Source organism: Acidovorax sp. FG48 (assembly GCF_057809085.1).
Genome location: NZ_JBMDJH010000031.1, coordinates 1 through 16940 on the forward strand (window position 1 = coordinate 1; position 16940 = coordinate 16940).

Annotated in this window: 13 protein-coding genes, 1 tRNA gene and 1 riboswitch; of the genes, 10 read left to right on the plus strand and 4 right to left on the minus strand. The window is 65.0% G+C overall.

Annotation, left to right across the window (positions count from 1 at the left end; genetic code table 11):
- Both ACODSU_RS24150 and ACODSU_RS24155 read left to right on the plus strand, forming a co-directional pair.
- Positions 1-222: hypothetical protein (locus ACODSU_RS24150; RefSeq protein ID WP_488845429.1), on the plus strand; the 222-nt coding region annotated here is incomplete at its 5' end.
- 18 nt (positions 223-240) lie between these two features.
- Positions 241-325: transfer RNA gene (locus ACODSU_RS24155), tRNA-Leu, on the plus strand.
- A 149-nt stretch (positions 326-474) separates the two neighbouring features.
- Here ACODSU_RS24155 and ACODSU_RS24160 read toward each other — a convergent pair.
- Positions 475-3231, minus strand: coding sequence for a DUF349 domain-containing protein (locus ACODSU_RS24160; RefSeq protein ID WP_488845431.1), 2757 nt, complete (start codon positions 3229-3231; stop codon positions 475-477).
- A 919-nt stretch (positions 3232-4150) separates the two neighbouring features.
- On the opposite strand from ACODSU_RS24160, the gene ACODSU_RS24165 reads away from it, so the two are divergent.
- From ACODSU_RS24165 to ACODSU_RS24180, 4 genes are all read left to right on the plus strand, one after another.
- Positions 4151-4996, plus strand: a complete 846-nt coding sequence (locus tag ACODSU_RS24165; protein ID WP_060987343.1) for a lytic transglycosylase domain-containing protein — start codon at positions 4151-4153, stop codon at positions 4994-4996.
- An 84-nt stretch (positions 4997-5080) separates the two neighbouring features.
- A riboswitch (ZMP/ZTP riboswitch) is annotated at positions 5081-5234 on the plus strand.
- Positions 5235-5269: 35 nt separating this feature from the next.
- Complete coding sequence (gene glyA / locus ACODSU_RS24170; protein ID WP_110959082.1) at positions 5270-6514, plus strand: serine hydroxymethyltransferase; 1245 nt, start codon at positions 5270-5272, stop codon at positions 6512-6514.
- Positions 6515-6535: 21 nt separating this feature from the next.
- Positions 6536-6985, plus strand: a complete 450-nt coding sequence (gene nrdR, locus ACODSU_RS24175) for a transcriptional regulator NrdR (protein WP_015013541.1) — start codon at positions 6536-6538, stop codon at positions 6983-6985.
- 243 nt (positions 6986-7228) lie between these two features.
- On the plus strand, positions 7229-8131 hold the full coding sequence (locus ACODSU_RS24180; RefSeq protein ID WP_488845433.1) for a DMT family transporter: 903 nt from the start codon (positions 7229-7231) through the stop codon (positions 8129-8131).
- Positions 8132-8178: 47 nt separating this feature from the next.
- On the opposite strand, the gene ACODSU_RS24185 is transcribed toward ACODSU_RS24180, so the two are convergent.
- Entirely contained in the window at positions 8179-9993 is a 1815-nt protein-coding gene (locus ACODSU_RS24185; protein ID WP_488845435.1) for a bifunctional metallophosphatase/5'-nucleotidase, read from the minus strand.
- A 36-nt stretch (positions 9994-10029) separates the two neighbouring features.
- Positions 10030-11127, minus strand: coding sequence for a chorismate synthase (aroC, locus tag ACODSU_RS24190; protein ID WP_209820360.1), 1098 nt, complete (start codon positions 11125-11127; stop codon positions 10030-10032).
- Positions 11128-11340: 213 nt separating this feature from the next.
- Between aroC and ACODSU_RS24195 the strand changes: the two genes are divergently transcribed.
- Positions 11341-13578, plus strand: a complete 2238-nt coding sequence (locus ACODSU_RS24195) for a sensor domain-containing protein (protein ID WP_488845437.1) — start codon at positions 11341-11343, stop codon at positions 13576-13578.
- Between the two features lie 78 nt (positions 13579-13656).
- On the opposite strand, the gene ACODSU_RS24200 is transcribed toward ACODSU_RS24195, so the two are convergent.
- On the minus strand, positions 13657-14106 hold the full coding sequence (locus ACODSU_RS24200) for a CBS domain-containing protein (RefSeq protein ID WP_015013536.1): 450 nt from the start codon (positions 14104-14106) through the stop codon (positions 13657-13659).
- A 158-nt stretch (positions 14107-14264) separates the two neighbouring features.
- Here ACODSU_RS24200 and ACODSU_RS24205 point away from each other — a divergent pair, with 158 nt between their 5' ends.
- The 3 genes from ACODSU_RS24205 (at position 14265) to ACODSU_RS24215 (ending at position 16905) form a co-directional block, all read left to right on the plus strand.
- On the plus strand, positions 14265-15575 hold the full coding sequence (locus ACODSU_RS24205) for an O-acetylhomoserine aminocarboxypropyltransferase (protein WP_488845439.1): 1311 nt from the start codon (positions 14265-14267) through the stop codon (positions 15573-15575).
- 2 nt (positions 15576-15577) lie between these two features.
- The gene (locus tag ACODSU_RS24210; RefSeq protein ID WP_488845441.1) at positions 15578-16396 is read left to right on the plus strand and encodes an alpha/beta fold hydrolase; all 819 of its coding nucleotides are present in this window, start codon (positions 15578-15580) and stop codon (positions 16394-16396) included.
- A 161-nt stretch (positions 16397-16557) separates the two neighbouring features.
- A complete protein-coding gene (locus ACODSU_RS24215) occupies positions 16558-16905 on the plus strand; it encodes an Mpo1-like protein (RefSeq protein ID WP_488845443.1) in 348 nt (115 codons plus the stop codon).
- Positions 16906-16940: the final 35 nt, after the last annotated feature.

The following is a 16940-nucleotide window of genomic DNA, read 5'->3' on the forward strand; positions in this document are numbered from 1 at the left end:
TTTCAGGTACTAGCGAGTAACATCGTGGAGGTTCGAGTCCTCTCCTGGGCACCAAGTTTAACGAGAACCAGCGTTGGTTTTCAAAATATCGAAGCCGCTGTACACCCAGCGGCTTTTTTATTTGCTGAGATGTTTTGCATGCTCTGCTGTGGCCAAAGATTTTTGAGCCAACGGCACATTTTTTTGAAAACTCTTCAGAAGCCCGAATTTCTTGTCCTATAATTCGAGGCTGATCTGAAAGCCCAGGTGGCGGAATTGGTAGACGCACTAGTTTCAGGTACTAGCGAGTAACATCGTGGAGGTTCGAGTCCTCTCCTGGGCACCAAACATATAAAAAGCCGTTGCATCCGCAACGGCTTTTTTGTTTTCAAACCATCAAAGCAAAGAAAAAAAACGAGACCGCCAGCGGTTTCGTTTTTCGTTCTGTCTGCTGCCCTGAGGACACGCGCCGCGGCGCGCGCCCCAGCCCTTCAACTACTTGCGCAGCAGCGTCTTGAGCACGTTCTGCAAACGGCGTGCGTTCGCCGCATCGCTATTGCTCGCCAGCACGCGCGCCACATCCTGACCCCAGGTCTGGGTGGGCGCAGGGTCGTTACGGCGCGTCAGCAACTGCAGTTGCAACATCCGCCGCGCAGCAATGTGCTCGGCAGGCGTTGGAGCCTCGGCCGCCATTTCAAGGCGCAGCAGCGCTTCTGCCGCATCGCCCTTGGGCGCAGCCGACAATGCCTGTGTCCAGGCACTGCGCACCGATGCCGTCACACCCGAACCCAGATCTTGCGTGCCGGGGACCAGCGCAGCATCGCGCTTTTCCCATGCGGTCAGCAACTGCGTCAGCGCTTCGCCGTGGGCCTGGGCGGCTAGCTTCTTCAGCGCCAGCTGCGCATGCTCCATCGCCTCGCGCTGGGCACGGAATGCCGTGTCACCCAGGCGCGGACCCCGGTCCTCAAACGCAGGGCGATCACCAAAGCGGCCTCCCCGGTCGCCGCGATCCCCCATACGGCCATCCGCACGCGGGCCGCGGGCACCGTCACGGTCGCCAGGACGGCCATCGCGGCGATCACCGGGTCGAGCACCCCGGCCAGGAGCCGCCGGTGCATCCTTCTTCATGCCGGGGCGGTCATCCCCGCGCACCGCCACCACGAGCCGCGCGGCAGGCTTGGGTGCAGCAGGCGTTGCGGGGGCCGCAGCCGCTGCATCGCCACCTTCCACCGCCTCCGCACCCTCTTCGGCCGCGGCTGGTGCCGCAACCGACTGCGCTTCAGCCTGCGACTGAGCGTCTTTGTTGGCCGTGGCAACCGCTTCCGCCGCCTGGGCCTGGCCGCGCAAAGCGGCTTCCAGCGCCTGCATGGCAGCGCGAATCTGCTGCGCATCACCGGTGGCGTTGGCGGCCTCCAGGGCCTTGGACGCGTCCAGCACCACGCGGTCCCGCGCACTCAGTTCAGTGACAGCGCGCTCGCGGTCCGCAGACTTGCGGTTGAACGCCTCATCAATGGGCTTGCGGAAAGCGTCCCACAACTTCTGTTCGTGCTTGCGGTCCAGCGGCACCGTCTGGGCCTCAGCCTGCCAGCGCTGCTGCAGCGCCTTGACGGCATCGATGCGCAGCGAAGGGGCAGCCCCCAGTACTGTGGCCTCTTCGATCATTGCGTGGCGACGTGCCAGGCTTTCTTTCTGCGCTGCCTCCAGCGGCGCTGCGGCCAGAGCGATTGCCTGCTTCCACAGGGGCTGAAGTTCGGCAAAGATTTTTTCACCCACGTGGCCGCCTTCGCGCCAGCGGTCGCCGAACTGGTACAACGCGCGGTTGATGGCCTTCCAGTCGCCCGACGCAGCATGCTCCTGCGCCCAGGCCTTGACCTCTTCGATCAGCGCGAGGCGCTGGGCCTTGTGCTCAGCCGCTTCAGCGCGGATCTTGTCCAACCAGGCCTCGACCACCTTGTGCGCTGCGTTGCAGGCCTCGTCAAATTTCTTCCACAGCGCGTGGTTGGGCGCACCGCCCTGGTCCGCCTGCTTCCATTGCTCACGCAGGCTGCGCAGGGTCTCCTGCATCTTGCGGCCACCCAGGGCCTGGCCTTCAGGGCGGTTGAGCAGCGCCTCGGCCTTGGCCACCAGCTCCTCACGCACCTGGTCGGCACTCCAGCGTTGCCAGCCTTCCAGCTCACCGGCAGCCACCAGTGCGGTATGCACCTGTTGCTCCAGGGCGTTGTCAATGTGTTTGCCATGCACCTTGAGCACGGCGCGCAGCGCAGCGGCAGCACCAGCACTGGCCTTGCCGTGGCCTTCTGCCGTTTCTTTCTCCAGGGTGGCCAAGGCATCGCGCACCAGTTGGTGTGCTTTTTCAATCACCTCTGGCGCCACCTTGGGCTTGGCAACACGCGCGGGTTTGCCGGCAGCGGCAGAAGCGGCGGCCGCCTCAGAAGCGGCAGTGGGCAAGCCACGTGCAGCGCGCAGTTCGTCTGCCCACACCGGCACAGGTGGCAGGGGTGCAGCAGGATCCTCTGCGGCAGCGGCCGCTTGCGCCACGGCAGGCTGGAAAGCCTCCCACACCACCAGCAGTTGGGTGCGCGAGGCATCGAGCAACGGCGGAAACCGGGCTTCCACACTCGCCCAGCTGGCATCACCCGTCAGCTCCTGGGCCTGTTCCTGCCAGCGCGCGACATCGGCGCGCAGCAGTTCGAGCGCAGCCTGCGCATCGCGCCAGGGCTTGGTCGAGAGCACTTCGATGCGCTGTGCCAGCAACACAGCCGCCTCGCGCTGCACCTGAACCCGGTGCTGCAGGTCTTCGATAACCTTCACGCGGTCGGCCAGCTGCACCTTGAGCAGCGACAACGGCTCGCGCGACAAAGGGGCACCGGCCTTCGCAGCATCCCGCTGCCAGGCCAGGGCATCTGCAATATTGAGCTTGGGGGCCGCCAGCAGGGCCTGGGCTTTTTCAGCCCATTCGGCCGCAATGGCTTCCTGCCCCTTGGCGCGACGGATTTCGTCCAGGCGTTCGCGCACTGCACGGGCCGCGCCCTTGTCGCGCCCGCTCAGCTCCTTGAACACCTCTTGCAGTTGCTCAGGCGATGGCTGCGTGGCCAGCCAGTCGCGGATGCGGGAGGCGCGCTCGCCCGATGTGGCGGCAGAAAAAGCGCCACCAGTCAGCGCATCGAGCGGATGCGGCTCATGGGTTTTGGCCGGGGCCGGATTCACTTCAGGTGCGTCGGACATTTTGCTGCGGGAAAAAAATGGAAACATGGATCCAATGGATTACGAAGGCACCCCGGGCGCAGAGCCCGGAGCCGTGCCCGAACGACCGCGCCAAGCGCGCGCCAGGGCAACAAAAGGGCTATTTTCACCGGATTGGGCCAGAGGCCGTAGCGGCTTGCCTCCTCCACACCTGCAGGGTGATCTGGAGCAAGGCCCGGCGAGGATGTCGCCCGGCAATCCGGGCGAAGGGTCGCCGCTCTAGGGAACAGCCCCCATTATCTATATGTAAGACTGTGCCGCCCACGCACAAGGCGACGCACCAATAAGAAAGCCCGACGAGCAGTGCCTGAAGGGCCTGCCCGCCGGGCTTGACGGCTGACACAACGGTCTTTGCCATCGGTCGCGATGCGGAGAGAAAGGTCCGCATGGCGCGGAGGCAAGGTATTGCCTCCAGGGGTTGCCATGGAAGCGGCATCTGCTGCACCTTGGCACTGAATGCCCTCGGAGGGAGACTTCGCTTCGTCTGGCGATGCCTGAAATCTACAGGCACCTCCACCTTATCAAACTCGCTTCGCCAACTCAAATCGGATTCTCAATGGCGGCGAAAAGCCCGATTGAATTTGACATGCGGATGTCAGCAGCTGCACGGCGGCTCCCAACGAAAAACAGCGCTTGGCTCAGAAAAACTGTGATTTTTTACAGATTTTTCATAATTTTTATGTCTTAAATATTGAGCTGTTAGTATTGACTATGCATTTAGTGAGCTTCTAGAATCCGCCAGCCCCAAAAACGGGGCTAGTACAAACCCCAATCGCTGCCGAACCCGGCTAAGTCAATCCAGGGCGCCAAGCACTCCACAGACGTGCAGCCCGGACTTGATGGCGTACCAATCCAGGCGATCTGCCAGCAAAGCACCGTCCACCGCGACTGCTCCGCTCCCGCTGGCCCGCCTCAGAAAGGAAGAGCTATGACAGCGTCAGGAAAAATAGTCTCCGGCGTGCGAACTTTCGCGGCCGATGTGACCGAAGGTTTTCTTGAAATCACCCACAACAGCTTTGCCCTCATCGGCCTGGCCGTTGCCTTTGTCGTCATTGCCCTCACAGCACGGCCCGATTTGCGCCAGGCAGGTGAAGAGCAACTGATGAACTGGCTGCAAGCCCGCCAGGTAGAAATGCTGGGCATGCCCATCGAGCCCGAAGCCAGCGAGCGAGCTACGGCGGTGAACCCCAAAGACCTGCCCAAGGAGCAGGCTGCCGTGGCCTTCTGGCTCAGCAAGAAGTACCGTGTGGCGCCAGAGCCCCTGAGCGCTCTGGTCGCCGAAGCCTACGAGATTGGCACCCGCGCCAAGATCGACCCCACCCTGATCCTGGCCATCATGGCCATCGAGTCCAGCTTCAACCCGTTTGCCGAAAGCGCCGTGGGCGCCCAAGGGCTGATGCAGGTGATGACCCGCGTGCACACCGACAAGTACCAGAACTTTGGCGGCCATTTCGCCGCCTTTGACCCGGTGAGCAACCTGCGGGTCGGCGTGAAGGTGCTGCAAGAGTGCATCGCTCGCGCAGGATCGCTCGAAGGTGGCCTGCGCTTTTATGTGGGCGCGGGCAACATGGCCGACGACGGTGGCTACGCCGCCAAGGTGATGGCGGAACACTTCCGACTGCGTCAGGTGGCCGGTGGTCGCGCAGTGCCCTTCAATCCCCCTCCCTCCCTGTCTACCCAGGCTCCTGTGCAGAGCATCCCTGCAGCAGCACCTCGCACCCCAGCACCGGCTGCGGTCAGCGACAAGGTGGCGTTGTTGACACCGGGCCTGTAAACGGACGGCGTCCCGGCGCCACGGCGACTACCTCGGCGTTCCGCGCATTGGACGGTGTAGCAGCAATGCCGTGTCGGCTACACTAACGGGGTACGCGACTGGCGATAGGCGCTGCATTCAGCCATTGGATGCAGCCGCTGACGTGGAAACCAGCAAGAACCTACTTCTTGTGAACCACTGGGAAGCGTGCCGCAGGGGCCCTGCCCCGTGCGTTCAGCCGTTCGCCTGGGCAGCCCTTGTTTCAAGGGACACAAGTTCATAGGACTGCCAATCATGTACGACCGCAAAATTCTTGTCGAACAAACCGACCCCGAGCTGTTTGCCGCCATCCAGGCCGAAAACGCCCGCCAAGAACACCACATCGAGCTGATCGCCAGCGAGAACTACGCATCCCCCGCCGTGATGTGGGCGCAGGGCACCCAGCTCACCAACAAATACGCCGAAGGCTACCCCGGCAAGCGCTACTACGGTGGCTGCGAGCATGTGGACGTGGCTGAGCAGCTGGCCATCGACCGCGTGAAGAAGATCTTCGGCGCCGATGCTGCCAACGTGCAGCCCCACTGCGGCGCTTCGGCCAACGAAGCCGTGTTCCTGGCCTTCCTCAAGCCCGGTGACACCATCATGGGCATGAGCCTGGCCGAAGGCGGTCACCTGACCCACGGCATGCCGCTGAACATGTCGGGCAAATGGTTCAATGTGGTCAGCTACGGTCTGGACAAGAACGAAGCCATCGACTACGACGCGATGGAAGCCAAGGCCCGCGAACACAAGCCCAAGCTGATCGTGGCCGGTGCCTCTGCTTACAGCCTGCACATCGACTTTGCCCGCTTTGCCAAGGTCGCCAAGGAAATTGGCGCGATCTTCATGGTGGACATGGCCCACTACGCCGGCCTGATCGCTGCGGGCGTGTACCCCAACCCCGTGCCCCACGCTGACGTGGTGACATCGACCACCCACAAGAGCCTGCGCGGCCCCCGTGGCGGCATCATCCTGATGAAGGCAGAACACGAGAAAGCCATCAACAGCGCCATCTTCCCCGGCCTGCAAGGCGGCCCGCTGATGCACGTGATCGCAGCCAAGGCCGTGGCCTTCAAGGAAGCGATGCAGCCCGAGTTCAAGGCCTACCAAGAGCAAGTGGCCAAGAACGCCAAGGTGGTGGCCGAGACGCTGACCGCACGCGGCCTGCGCATCGTGTCCGGCGGCACCCAAAGCCACGTGATGCTGGTGGACCTGCGCGCCAAGGGCATCACCGGCAAGGAAGCCGAGGCCGTGCTGGGCGCCGCCCACATGACCATCAACAAGAACGCCATCCCCAACGACCCCGAAAAGCCGATGGTGACCAGCGGCGTGCGCATTGGCACCCCCGCCATGACTACGCGCGGCTTCAAGGAAGAAGAAGCCCGCATCACGGCCAACCTGATCGCCGACGTGCTGGACAACCCTCGCGACGAAGCCAACATCGCCGCCGTGCGCGCCAAGGTCAACGCCCTGACCGCACGTTTCCCGGTCTACCGCTAAGCAAGCCGGTTCTCAGCGCCCATGAAGTGCCCCTTCTGCAGCCACCTCGAAACGCAAGTCGTTGAAACGCGGGTGTCTGAGGATGGGGTCTTCATCCGCCGCCGCCGCCAGTGCGGCGCGTGCGACAAGCGCTTCACCACCTACGAGCGGCCGGAAGTGAACTTCCCGGCCATCGTCAAGAAGGACGGCCGGCGCATTGAATACGACCGCAGCAAGCTGCTGGGCTCGTTCAACCTGGCATTGCGCAAGCGGCCCGTGAGCACCGACCAGATCGACAGCGCCATCGAACGCATCGAAGAAAAGCTGCTCAACCTGGGTCAGCGTGAAGTGATCTCCAGCCGCATTGGCGAGCTGGTGATGCGCGAACTCAAGAAGCTCGACAAGGTGGCCTACATCCGCTTTGCCAGTGTGTACCGCAGCTTTGAAGACATCGACGACTTCCGTGCCATGGTCGATGAAGTGCGCAAGTAGCACGCGCATGTTGGACCAGCCCTCGCGGTGACGCCTGCCGTTTCCCGTCCCGAGCCCCACGCGGCTACCTGGTCTGTGCGATGCGGTTCTGCAGCCACCGGCCCGCTGTGCATGTCGCGCAAGCTACTTTGCAACCGCTATTAATTTGATAGCTATCACGGCATGATGCACTAGCGCTTCAGGCGGTTTTTTCGTCAAAACGGCTTCATAACTCCCCTGCAAGCACCACGAAGGTGCCTGACAATGCGCGCGGTGAAAACCCGCCATTTCCTGCAGCTGGTGCTGCTGTCTTCCCTGTGGGGCGCTTCCTTTCTTTTCATTCGCGTCGCCAGTCCGGTGCTGGGCCCCAATGTGATGGCCGCGCTGCGCATTGGCCTGGCCACGCTCACGCTGATGGGCATCATGCGCTGGGCGGGTGAGCCCTGGCCCTGGCGCCATTGGCGAGAGCTGCTGGGGCTGGGCACGCTGACGGTGGCAGCGCCTTTTCTGCTGTACGCCTGGGCGGCCCTGCACCTGCCAGCGGGCTACAGCTCGCTGCTCAACACCATGGCCGTGCCGTTTGGGGTGATTGCCGCCGCATGGATGAAGGAGGACACGCTGAGCGCACGCAAATGGGCAGGCTGCCTCTGCGGCTTTGCGGGGGTGGCGCTGATCGTGCAGCTGGGGCCCGTGGAACCCACGCCCGCGCTGCTGACTGCTGCTGCAGCCTGCGTGACGGCTTCGGCTTGCTACGGGATCTCCACCACCTGGATGAAGCGTGCGACACAGCGCATGTCACCGCTGTCCATAGCAGCAGGCATCCACGCCGCAGCGCTGGTGCTGTTGCTACCGGGCGCTGCATGGACCCTGCCCGCCGCACACTTCACCCCAGGGGCACTGGCCGCAGTGGCCGTGATGGGGGTGGTGACCTCGGGGCTGGCCTATTGGCTCAACCTGCGGGTATTGACACAGGTATCCCCGGTAGCCGCCATGAGTTCGGCTTTCATGATCCCGCTGTTTGGTGTGGCCTGGGGCCATATCTTTCTGGGTGAGGCCCTGGGGCCGGGCATGCTCTGGGGCGGCGCGCTGGTGCTGGTGGCGACCGGGCTGGTCACCGGCTTCAACCCGCTGCAATGGCTGGGCGCGCTGCGCCGCACAGCCGACTAAGCGGCGGACTCCCCCACCCAGCAAGCACCCAACGCCTTTGGTGCTCCTCAGCGCGCGGCAGGCGCAACGCGGGTGATGCGGTGGGTAGCGGGTGGTGCCACCGGGCTCTGCAGCCGGAAGTACGCCTCGAGCGCATCCAGGTCCAGCTCGCCCACGCGCCGGTCCTGGCCCTGCGTCAGCACCGTGAAGTTGTCACCTCCGCTGTCCAGAAAGCTGCTCATCACCACACGCACTGACTGCGTATCGGTCACCGGCGCACCGTTCAGCACCATGTGGCTGATGCGCGCACCGGCGGGCTGGCTCAGGTCGTAGCGGTAGCTGAAGCCGCTGGACACCGACAGCACCCGGGGCCGCTGCACCGTGTTGCCGCCGCTGGCGAACTGCTGCTCCAGCACGGCGCGGATCTGCGCACCCGTGAAGGTCTTGATCACCAGCTGGTTGCCAAAAGGTTGTACGGCATACAGCTGGCCGTAACGCACCAGCCCTTGTTCATCCGGCACCAGGTCCGCACGCAGGCCGCCCGGGTTCATGAACGACAACTGCGCGCCACCATCTTCGGGCGCCCGCGTGGCCAGCAGCTGTGCGTCTGCCACCAAATTACCCAATACGCTCTCCAAAGCCGCATTGGGCTGGCGGCGCATGGCCCCCTGGGCCTGGCCCACCGGGCGCTGGGCCAGCGGAATGGCGGCGGCGCGGTAGGTATCGATGATCTTCTGCACGCCAGGGTCCGCAGGAAACGTCGGCACGGCAGTGGTCAGCGGCACAGGCCCCTGGGCGCCCGTGAAGGCCTCGCCTTGCACCACCACATTGCGCGCCGTTTTACGGACCACGCGGCGGGTCTGCGTGTCCACGCGCAGCTGAATGTCGGTGAGCAGCGTGCCGTACTGGCCTGCGCTGGTCAGCAAGAAGGGTTTGGCCGGGTTCACGCGGCTGTAGTCGCACACATAGGCCTGGTGCGTGTGGCCGGAGACCACCACATCTACGGCCGGGTCCAGGCGCTCCAGGATGGGCACGATGTCGCCCGACAGGCCTGCGCAGCTGGTCTCCTGCACGCCCGCTGTGGTGCCACCACCTTCATGGATGGCCACCACGATCACATCGGCGCCCTGGGCCTTGAGCTGCGGAATCAGCGCATTGGCCGTGGCCGCTTCGTCCTCAAACCGCAGCCCGGCCACGCCCGACGGGCTGACCATGGTGGGTGTGGCCTGCAGCGTGAGACCGATAAACCCCATGGTGACGGTGACACCGCGTTCGGTGAACCGCTTGAGCCCCGTGGCGGGCAACAGGGTACGGCCGTCCTCGCGCAGCGTGTTGGCGGCCAGCAGGCCGAACTTTGCACCCTCGAACGGTTTGCTGATGCGGCAGGGCTCGCGCGAGGTGAATTTTTCGCAGCCGCCGTTCTGCAGGCGCAGCAGCTCGCGCCAGCCCCGGTCAAACTCGTGGTTGCCGACCGCATTGAAGTCGATCTGCATGCGGTTGACCGCTTCGATGGTGGGTTCGTCCAGGAACAGCGACGACACCAGCGGCGAGGCGCCCACCATGTCACCCGCTGACACGACCGCATGGTGCGGCGACTGGGCCTTGAGGGCAGCCATGGCGCTGGCGAAGTAGGCCATGCCCCCGGCAGGCGCCAGCACCGGGCCTGTGGGCCCTTGCACCCGGTGCGCCATGTGGGGCGGCTCCAGGTTGCCGTGCAGGTCGTTGAAGCCGATGAGGGTGATGTCGATGTGGGCCGGCGCGCTGCCCGCCGCAGGGGCGGTGGGCGAGATGGGTGTCATGCCACCACAGCCAGCCAGCCACAGCGGCACGGCCAAGGCGGCCAACGCCCGGCGACGGAAGGCCCGGAACAAGCGGTTGCTCATACAGAGGCACCGCCCCTGGGACGGTGGGAGTTGGTGTTACAGAAACGAGGCCTGGATGGGCGGCACAGGCGGCACCACGTCGCCACACTGGGCGCGGTGGCGCAGTGCGTGCTCCATCACCACCAGCGCCAGCAGCGCTTCGGCGATCGGCGCGGCCCGGATGCCCACACAGGGGTCGTGGCGGCCCTTGGTGATCACTTCGGTGCTCTTGCCATGGATGTCGATGGACTCGCGCGGGCTGATGATGGAGCTGGTGGGCTTGATGGCGATGCTCACCTCCAGATCCTGCCCGGTGCTGATACCGCCCAGCACACCGCCGGCGTTGTTGGTGCGGAAGCCCTGCGGCGTCATCGAGTCGCCATGCATGGTGCCCCGGTGGGCCACGCTGGCAAAGCCAGCACCAATCTCCACGCCCTTCACGGCATTCAGGCCCATCATCGCGTGGGCAATGTCGGCGTCGAGCTTGTCATACAGCGGCTCACCCAGCCCCACCGGCACGCCCGTGGCCTGCACGCGGATGCGGGCCCCGCAGGAGTCACCGGCCTTGCGCAGGGCGTCCATGTAGTCCTCGTACTGCTGCACGTCGGCCACGGGGGCGAAGAAGGGGTTGCTGCGCACATGGTCCCAGCTCTCGAACGGGATGGGCAGTTCGCCCAGCTGGGTCATGCAGGCGCGGAACTCGGCGCCATATTGCTGCGCCAGCCACTTCTTGGCCACGGCGCCTGCGGCCACCGTGGGCGCCGTCAGGCGGGCGGAAGACCGGCCGCCGCCGCGCGGGTCGCGGATGCCGTACTTGTGCCAGTAGGTGTAATCAGCATGGCCCGGACGGAAGCTCTCGGCGATGTTGCTGTAGTCCTTGCTGCGCTGATCGGTGTTGCGGATCAGCAGGGCAATGGGGGTGCCGGTGGTCTTGCCCTCGTACACGCCGGAGAGGATTTCCACCGCATCGGGCTCGTTGCGCTGCGTGACGTGGCGGCTGGTGCCAGGGCGGCGCCGGTCCAGGTCGGTCTGGATGTCGGCCTCGGTGAGGGGCATGCCTGGCGGGCAGCCGTCAATCACGCAGCCAATGGCCGGGCCGTGGGATTCACCAAAGTTGGTGACTGCGAATAGGGTACCGATGGTGTTGCCGCTCATGGGGCCGGATTATCCCAGAGCTCCCGGGTAGCCCCGAGCAGCAACACCGGTTTGCTGCGGCGCACCACCACGCACCGCAGCCATATTCCGTCGCGCCAGGGTACCCACGGGCCGAATATCGGGGGCGTGGCGCTGAGGCACGGGCAGGACATATCTCGCTTGGCAGGCCCCCGAGCGCTTGTTAGCATGTAACCATCGATTTCTGGGATCTACATGCCCGCCCTCGCGCCCCCCTCTCCGGGTCCAACATCGCCGTCCCGCACACTTCTGACTGCCACACTGGCAGACGCGCCCCTCCGCCGGGCGCTGGATGCCAGCGACAACGCCGTGGTGATGACCAACAGCTCCAAGCGTGTGGTGTATATCAACGAAGGGTTCACACGCCTGTTTGGCTACCAGCCCGCCGAAGTGCTGGGCAAGCTGTTGAGCGAGGTCTTGCTGGGCCCCCACTCCGATCCGGACTTGCTCGAAAGCATCCGGGGCAATGTTCTGACGCAAGGCCGCTTTCATGGAGACACCCTGCTTTACAGCAAGGCCGGGCAACCCCGCTGGGTGTCGCTGGTCATCAATGCGTCCGACGAAAGCTCGGGCGGCCCGGGGGGCAGCATCTCGATCCTGACCGACATCACGCTCACCAAGATGCACGAGGTGCTGCAGACGCATGTGCTGGAGGGGATGGTCAACGAGTTGCCCCTGCACGAGCTGATGGCCCTGGTGTGCCGCGAGGTGGAACGTATCGCGCCCGAGGTCACAGCCACCATCCTGGCGGTGGATGCCCAGGGGAGAGTGCATCCGCTGGCAGCGCCCAGCCTGCCTGCCAACATCAGCAACGCGTTGGACGGATTGGCCATTGGCCCTACCGCAGGGTCATGCGGCACCGCGGCGTTCCGCAACGAGCCCGTGGTGGTCACCAACATGGCGACGGACCCGCTCTGGGCCGACTACTGGGAACTGTTTGCCCCGAGCGGAATGCGCGCCTGCTGGTCCAGCCCGATCCGCGACCACCGGGGCCAGCCGATTGGCACCTTTGCGTTCTACTTCCGCGAGCCACGCGCGCCCGACGCGCTGCACCAGCGCCTGGTCGATGTGTGCCTGCACCTGTGCGCGTTGGCCATTGAGCGCGACAGCACGCACCAGCGCATCCACCAGCTGGCGTTTTTTGACGTACTCACGGGCTTGCCCAATCGCGCCCTGTTTCGCTCTAGCGCAGAGCGCGCGTTGGGTGACCTGCGCCGGGGCAACCACACAGGCGCCCTGCTGTTCCTCGACCTCGACCGATTCAAACAGGTCAACGACACCCAGGGGCATGCCGCTGGCGATGCGCTGCTGAGCGAGGTGGCCCAGCGCCTCACGCAAGGGCTGCGCGCCCGCGACCTGATTGCGCGCCTTTCGGGCGACGAATTTGTGCTGCTGCTCTCCGAATGCACCACCGAACAGGCCGTGCAAAGCGCTCAGCGCGTGCTGCACGACATTGCCCAGCCCCTGGACATTTTTGGGCAGACCCATGTGCCACACGCGAGCCTCGGCATTGCGATGTTTCCCAACGATGGGGACACCATCGACACCCTGCTGCGCCATGCCGACCAGGCCATGCACCAGGCCAAGAGCGACCACCGTCACAGCCTGCAGTTGTTCAGCGCCGAGATGAACCGCCGTGCCCAGGAGCGCGCCTCGCTGGAGCGCGCGCTGCAACAGGCGCTGTCAGACCGCAGCCTCATGCTGCACTACCAGCCGCAGGTGCTCAGCAGCTCCCCCGGCACCTTGCACGGGGTGGAGGCGTTGGCGCGCTGGAACCACCCACAGTGGGGCATGGTGCCGCCGTCGCAGTTCATCCCTGTGGCCGAGGACGCCGGGCTGATCCACGAGCTGACCCTGTGGCTACTGGACGAAGCCTGCCGCCAGCTGGCGGCCTGGCGCGCCGCGGGCCACGATGTGCCTTGTGTCGCCGTCAACCTCTCGGGCCGCAGCTTTCACCGGCCGGAGTTTGCGCAGGAGATCAGCGACGCACTGCAGCGCCACGGCCTGCGCGCCAGCGATGTGCTGCTGGAGATCACGGAGAGCGTGATGATGGATGCTCGGCCCGTCACGCTGCAGAACATCGAGGCCCTGCACCACCAGGGCTTCAAGCTGTCGCTTGATGACTTTGGCACTGGCTACTCCAGCCTGAGCTACCTGCACCGCCTGCCCATCAGCGAGCTCAAGCTCGACATGGCTTTTGTACAGGACCTCACCACCAGCGCCACGGCGCGCGCCCTCACAGTGTCGGTGCTGAGCATTGCCCACAGCCTGGGCATGGTGGTGGTGGCCGAGGGGGTGGAGACCACCGGCCAGCAGCAGTGGCTGCAAGCGCACGGCTGCCCGGTGATGCAGGGTTATCTGTTCGGCAAGCCATTACCACCCGACGAGATCGAAGCCTGGCTCTGCGCCCAGGCGCCGCGCCCCTATCGCTGAAGTGGCTCGGGGCACATCGGTGTTGCCCCGTCAGGGACTGGGCCTTGAGCATCAGGCCCTGGCCATGACCTCAGAAACTCAGGTGCGGGGTTCTTCTTCCGGCCAGTCGCGGATGTAGGCCTTGAGCATCTTGTTCTCGAAGTTCTGGCTGTCCACCACAGCCTTGGCCACGTCATAGAAGCTGATCACGCCCATCAGCATGCGGCGGTCCATCACGGGCATGTAGCGCGCGTGGCGGTCCAGCATCATGCGGCGCACTTCGTCCATGTCGGTTTCGAGCGTACAGGTCAGGGGTGCATCGTCCATGGCCGTGCGCACCAGCATCGTGCCCACGCTGCCGCCGTTCTTGACCAGCGCCTGGATCACTTCGCGGAAGGTGAGCATGCCCACCAGATCGCCATGCTCCATCACCACCAGCGAGCCGATGTCGCGCTCGGCCATCAGGCTCACGGCACCCGCCAGCGGCTCGTCCGGCGATGCGGTGTACAGGGTGTTGCCTTTGACGCGAAGGATGTCGCTGACTTTCATGGTGCGGAGTCTCCGGGGGATCGGGAAGAATCGGAAAGAGTAGGTGTGGGCCCGCAGCAACCAGCACACCGGCTGGGGCTGCCCAGGTGCTGCAGGCTGTTTGTCAGCAAATATAGCCCACAATGCCCGCCTGCATTGACAACATGGGAGACACACAGATGCCCGGTTACTCCGACCCCGGCTTTGACACGCTGGCGCTGCACGCAGGCGCCAGCCCCGACCCCGCCACCGGCGCGCGCGCCGTGCCGATCCACCTGACCACCTCGTTCGTCTTCGAGTCGAGCGACCACGCAGCGTCCCTCTTCAACCTGGAGCGCGGCGGCCATGTGTACAGCCGCATCAGCAACCCCACCAACGCGGTGCTGGAGCAGCGCGTGGCCGCCCTGGAAGGCGGCGTTGGCGCCATTGCCACCGCCAGCGGCCAGGCCGCACTGCACCTGGCGATTGCCACGCTGATGGGCGCGGGCAGCCACATTGTGGCCAGCACGGCGCTGTATGGCGGATCGCAGAATCTGCTGCACTACACGCTGTCGCGCTTCGGTATCGAGACCACTTTCGTCAAGCCCGGCGACATCGACGGCTGGCGCGCTGCGGTGCGCCCCAACACCAAGCTGTTCTTTGGCGAGACCGTGGGCAACCCCGGCTTGGATGTGCTGGACATCCCCACCGTGTCGTCCATCGCGCACGAGGCGGGCGTACCGCTGCTGGTGGACTCCACCCTCACCTCGCCCTGGCTCATCAAGCCGTTTGAACACGGCGCCGATCTGGTCTACCACTCGGCCACCAAGTTCCTCTCGGGCCACGGCACCGTCGTGGGCGGCATCGTGGTGGATGGCGGCAGCTTTGACTGGGACGGCCCCAAATCCGCCGGCAAGTTTGCCGAGCTGACCCAGCCCTACGATGGCTTTCACAACATGGTGTTCACTGAAGAGAGCACCGTGGGCGCCTTTCTGCTGCGCGCGCGGCGCGAGGGCCTGCGCGACTTTGGCGCCTGCATGAGCCCGCACACCGCCTGGCTCATTCTGCAAGGCATCGAGACCCTGCCGCTGCGCATGGCGCAGCACATGCGCAACACCGAGAAGGTGGTGGAGTTTCTGGCCGCGCAGCCGTTTGTGTCGCGCGTGGGCCACCCCTTGCTTGAGTCTCACCCCAGCCACGCCTTGGCGCAAAAGCTGCTGCCACGCGGCGCGGGCTCGGTGTTCAGCTTTGACCTCAAGGGCAACCGCGAGCAGGGCAAGAAGTTCATCGAAACCCTCAAGGTCTTCAGCCACCTGGCCAACGTGGGCGACTGCCGCAGCCTGGTGATCCACCCGGCCAGCACCACGCACTTCCGCATGAGCGACGACGCGCTGGCGGGTGCGGGCATCAGCCAGGGCACGATCCGCCTGTCCATCGGCCTCGAAGATGCCGACGACCTCATCGACGACCTGAAACGCGCGCTAAAAGCTGCCGAGAAAGCGGGGGCCTGACCATGTACATCCAAGTCAACGGCGCCGCCACCTACTGCTACACCGGTGGCAAAGCGTTTGACGCCGCCAAACCCACGGTGGTGTTCATCCATGGCGTGCTTAACGACCACAGCGTGTGGGCCCTGCAAAGCCGCTACATGGCCAACCACGGCTGGAATGTGCTGGCCCTCGACCTGCCCGGCCACTGCCGCAGTGGCGGCGATGCGCCTGCCACGGTGGAGCAAGGGGCGGACTTCATCGGCGCGCTGCTCGATGCAGCAGGCGTGCAGCGCGCGGCACTGGTGGGCCACAGCTGGGGTTCGCTCATTGCCATGGAAGCCGCCGCGCGGCTCAGGGACCGCATCAGCCATCTGGTGCTGGTGGGCACGGCGTTCCCGATGAAGGTGTCGCCCGCGCTCATCGAGGCCTCGCAGACTGACCCGGAGAAGGCGATGCGCATGGTCAATGTGTTCTCGCGCAGCACGCTGTCTGCGCCCCCGTCGGCCCTGGGGCCTGGCACCTGGGTGTTTGGCGCGGGCATGGCGCTGGGGCGCAAGGTGCTGCGTAGCAACCCGCAGGTCAATGTGTTCCACCGGGGTTTTGTGGCCTGCGACAGCTACGCGGGCGGCGAAGCGGCAATGGCAGCCCTCACCTGCCCCGTGCTGTTTGCGCTGGGCAGCCAGGACCAGATGACGGCGCCCAAGGCGGCACAAGGCCTCGTCAAGGCCGCCCAGGCGGCGGGCAAGCAGGTGCAGATCGCTCACCTGCCCGTGGGCCACAACCAGATGACCGAGGCGCCTGAAGAGACACTGGCCGCCATCCGGGACTTCCTGGCCCGGTGACTCCCAAACCCCGGCGCGCTGGCAGGCCCGCCGGGGCTTTCAGAACCTGTTCAAAGCGGCAGACCCGTTGGCGACAGCACACCCGCACTGCCCCGCTGGTGCGCACCGGGGCCACGGCGTATAACGCGGGCAGAGCCCCAACGCCGCCCGGAGACAACGCCATGACCACCCAGACTGCCACCTCGCAACCCGCGCCCGCCACCGACCCTCGGGCCTTCAAAAGCTTTGCGGACTTCTACCCGTTCTACCTGAGCGAGCACAGCAACCGCACGTGCCGCCGCCTGCACTTTGTGGGTTCCACGCTCACCCTGGTCTGCCTGGCCATGCTGGTGGCCACGGGCAAACCGCAGTACCTGCTGTATGGCCTGCTCTGCGGCTACGGCTTTGCCTGGGTGGGGCACTTCGGCTTTGAGAAGAACAAGCCCGCGAGTTTCAAACGCCCGCTCTACAGCTTCATGGGCGACTGGGTCATGTACAAGGACATCTGGACGGGCAAAGTGCCCCTGTGAGCTGATTTGAGGCCCCAGAGGCCGGAAGCGTTAGT

Bases quoted from the DNA above. Each gene is read 5' to 3' on its own strand.
- ACODSU_RS24160 (WP_488845431.1), bottom strand. From the start codon at position 3,231: ATGTTTCCATTTTTTTCCCGCAGCAAAATGTCCGACGCACCTGAAGTG.
- ACODSU_RS24165 (WP_060987343.1), top strand. From the start codon at position 4,151: ATGACAGCGTCAGGAAAAATAGTCTCCGGCGTGCGAACTTTCGCGGCC.
- glyA (WP_110959082.1), top strand. From the start codon at position 5,270: ATGTACGACCGCAAAATTCTTGTCGAACAAACCGACCCCGAGCTGTTT.
- nrdR (WP_015013541.1), top strand. From the start codon at position 6,536: ATGAAGTGCCCCTTCTGCAGCCACCTCGAAACGCAAGTCGTTGAAACG.
- ACODSU_RS24180 (WP_488845433.1), top strand. From the start codon at position 7,229: ATGCGCGCGGTGAAAACCCGCCATTTCCTGCAGCTGGTGCTGCTGTCT.
- ACODSU_RS24185 (WP_488845435.1), bottom strand. From the start codon at position 9,993: ATGAGCAACCGCTTGTTCCGGGCCTTCCGTCGCCGGGCGTTGGCCGCC.
- aroC (WP_209820360.1), bottom strand. From the start codon at position 11,127: ATGAGCGGCAACACCATCGGTACCCTATTCGCAGTCACCAACTTTGGT.
- ACODSU_RS24195 (WP_488845437.1), top strand. From the start codon at position 11,341: ATGCCCGCCCTCGCGCCCCCCTCTCCGGGTCCAACATCGCCGTCCCGC.
- ACODSU_RS24200 (WP_015013536.1), bottom strand. From the start codon at position 14,106: ATGAAAGTCAGCGACATCCTTCGCGTCAAAGGCAACACCCTGTACACC.
- ACODSU_RS24205 (WP_488845439.1), top strand. From the start codon at position 14,265: ATGCCCGGTTACTCCGACCCCGGCTTTGACACGCTGGCGCTGCACGCA.
- ACODSU_RS24210 (WP_488845441.1), top strand. From the start codon at position 15,578: ATGTACATCCAAGTCAACGGCGCCGCCACCTACTGCTACACCGGTGGC.
- ACODSU_RS24215 (WP_488845443.1), top strand. From the start codon at position 16,558: ATGACCACCCAGACTGCCACCTCGCAACCCGCGCCCGCCACCGACCCT.